Source organism: Candidatus Ruminimicrobium bovinum (genome assembly GCF_902760015.1).
Taxonomy (GTDB): Bacteria; Elusimicrobiota; Endomicrobiia; order Endomicrobiales; family Endomicrobiaceae; genus Ruminimicrobium; species Ruminimicrobium bovinum.
The window spans coordinates 1-3,151 of sequence record NZ_CACWEU010000142.1 but is presented as its reverse complement, the minus strand read 5'-3'; the positions used below and the strand labels follow the sequence as shown (position 1 = coordinate 3,151).

The following is a 3,151-nucleotide window of genomic DNA, read 5'->3' as shown; positions in this document are numbered from 1 at the left end:
AGAAAATTCACCTATCTGCCCGAATGCAGCACCTAAAGCCACCGCTTTTTTAAAAGGCAATCCTAAAAGATTAACAAGCATTGTTACAAACAAAGGTTTGCATATAATTATAATAAACAATGTAAGCAATATAAGTTTCCAACAGTTAAAAACCAAAGTTATATCAAACAACATCCCTACGGAAACAAAAAACAAAACGGAAAAAGCATCACTTATTGAAATTGCATCCGAAGTTGCCCTTGCACCGAATTCGGATTGACCTACAACCATACCTGCAAGAAAAGCCCCAAGTGCCATTGAAACATCAAATAATTCCGCAGCACCTACGGCAATACCTAATGCCAAAACCAAAACCGATAAAGTAAACAATTCTCTGTTTCCTGTTTTTGCAACATATTCAAGTATTTTAGGTAACAGTTTTTGCCCGGCAACCAAAACAAAAGCAATTAAAATTGAAATTTTTAATGCGGTAATACCTATCGTTGCAAAAAAACGAATATCACTGTTTTTTTCATTAAAAAAAACAGGTATCAAAACCAAAACAAAAATAGTAAACAAATCTTCAACAACAAGCCAACCGACTGCCGTATGACCTATCTGAGTATGTAAATTTCTGTTATCTTCCAACACACGTGTAACCGCAACCGTACTTGCAACTGAAATTGCCATACCGAAAATAAGCCCTGTTTTCCACGACCAACCTAAAAAATGTGTTGCAATAACAGCAACGGTTGTCGCTAAAAATATTTGCATTATTGCACCCGGAACGGCAATTTTATATACGGCTTTTAAATCGGAAAAATGGAAATTAAGCCCGACACCGAAAAGAAGCAAAACAACACCTATATCGGCAAATTGTTGTGCAACTTCAATATTACCGACAAAACCCGGCGAATAAGGACTTATTGCAATACCTGCAAAAAGATAACCGACAATAGGTGAAAGTTTAAGTTTTTGAGCAATTAAGCCAAAAATAAGTGCAGCAGTTAAACCCGCAGCCAATGTTAAAATTAACGATATACCTTCCATTATAAAAAAAAATACTCCGTATTTTTTTAGTTTATAGAGTGATAAGGTTATTAGGTTATAAGTTAACAACAAAAACTACAAACAACCTATAACCCTATAACCTTATAAACCAATAACCAAAAACGACATCGATTGCTTCTCCTTAAATGTTTTGCAATGATGCTGCTACAATATTAAAAATTTCTTCAACGGTAATCAGTTTCATGCAATCTTTTTTGAGACAATTTCTGTTTCTGCACGGTTGACACGGAACTTTCTTTTGAACTACAATGGTGTTTCCGCCGAAAGGCCCTGTTCTTTTTGCATTTGTAGGTCCTAAAATTACAACGGAATTTACTTTCATTGCGGTTGCAATATGTGCCGGACCTGCCTCGTTTGCAACAAGCAAATTACAAAAAGAAAAAAATGTTATCAAATCCTTTAACGGTAATTTACCGGTTAAGTTTATAATATTTTTATTTTTACATTTTGAAATTATTTCTTCATCCAAACCTTTTTCGCTGCTGCCGCCTTCTTTACCGCCTATCAAAACAACATTGACATCAAAATTTTCATTTATCAAATCAATAAGTTTTGAAAATTTATCGGCTTGCCACCTTCTTGAAAGCCAACCTCCGCCGGGATGAACGGCAACAATTTTTTCAGATAAATCAATTTTATTTTCCAACAAAAAGTTTTTAAAACTATCCTTTTGCCGCTGTGTCGGAGATATGTTATATTCAATATTATCAATATTGCAACCGAGATATTTTGCAACTGCTAAATGCCGTTGAACACAATGGCTGTCAAAATTATCCGGTTTTATTTCTTTTGAAAAAAGCCATGACAATTCACGCATACCGTTTGTAGATGATGATGCAAGTTTGAAATTTGCACCTGCAAGCATAACTATAAATGCGGATTTAAAAAGCCCGTGAAAATCTATACTTAAATCAAATTTTTCGGCTCTTAAAAGTTTGTAAAATTTTACTATATAAGATAACGATACTTTTGTTCTGTCAAAAATTATCAAATTATCAATTAATGAATTATCTTTTATTATATCCGAGCATCTTTCGTCAGCAATCCAACTTATATGTGCATTGGGATATTGTTTTTTTATTGCAGAAACGGCAGGCAGTGCAAATATTATATCACCCATTCTGCTTGGCTGCACTATTAAAATTTTAGGATTTTGTTTATTTTTCAAATATTGTTTTATATCCATTTTTTAATTAAATTTATGTTTCTGTCTATATTTCCTTTTTGTTCTTCAACGACGGCTAAAGCATTTTTCCCGACGGACAACCTTAAATTTTTATCGGTTAATAATTTATCTATTGTTTCTTCCAATTCTTTTTTATCATTAACTTCAAATGCGGCATTGCTTTTTTTAAGCAAGTCCGCTTCGCTTTCAAAATTAAACATATATTTACCGAATATAATCGGTTTTGCATAAGCAGACGGTTCTATAGGGTTTTGCCCGCCGCTGTTAATTAAAGAACCGCCCACAAAAACAATATCGGCAACAGAATATAAACTTTGCAATTTACCGAACACGTCAACAAGTAAAACTTCTTCGCCAATACTTTGTGACATCAATGAAAATTTTATATTCTTTTGTTTTAACATATTTGAAATTTCGGAAATTCTTGTTATGTGTCTTGGAGCAATTATTAATTTTAAATTTTTATATTTATTTTTTAAACTTATATAAACATCCGTTAAACTTTTTTCTTCATTATTTTTTGTGCTGCCTGCAACTAAAATTAAATCATCTTCTTTATAAGAAAGCATATCCCTTGTAAGTGTGGCATTTTGCCAATTTCTGTCATATTTTATATTCCCTGTTATTTCAAGTTTTTTTGACGAGCCCAAAATTGAACCGAAATATTTGAAATCCGTTTCGTTTCTGACAAGAACGGCATCGGTTAAATTTAAAAATTGTTTCCAAAACAATGAAGTTATTTTATAATATTTGAAAGCATTTTTTGAAATTCTTCCGTTAACAACAACAACTTTCGCTCCGTATTTTTTAACACAATAAATTAAACTCGGCCAAATTTCGGTTTCTATAAGAATTAACATATCGGGTTTTATTTTTGACACGGCAGATACTACAAAAGGGTAAATATCAACAGGT

3 protein-coding genes are annotated in these 3,151 nt (G+C 32.5%); all 3 read right to left on the bottom strand.

Features of this window, described 5'->3' with window-relative positions:
* Positions 1-1,029: cation:proton antiporter (locus ACMUOV_RS05020; RefSeq protein ID WP_413854013.1), on the bottom strand; the 1,029-nt coding region annotated here is incomplete at its 3' end.
* Positions 1,030-1,171: 142 nt separating this feature from the next.
* Positions 1,172-2,218 (bottom strand): glycosyltransferase family 9 protein, encoded by a 1,047-nt coding sequence (locus ACMUOV_RS05015; protein WP_413854012.1) that lies wholly within the window; start codon positions 2,216-2,218, stop codon positions 1,172-1,174.
* A gap of 8 nt (positions 2,219-2,226) precedes the next feature.
* Positions 2,227-3,151: 3-deoxy-D-manno-octulosonic acid transferase (locus ACMUOV_RS05010; RefSeq protein WP_413854011.1), on the bottom strand; the 925-nt coding region annotated here is incomplete at its 5' end.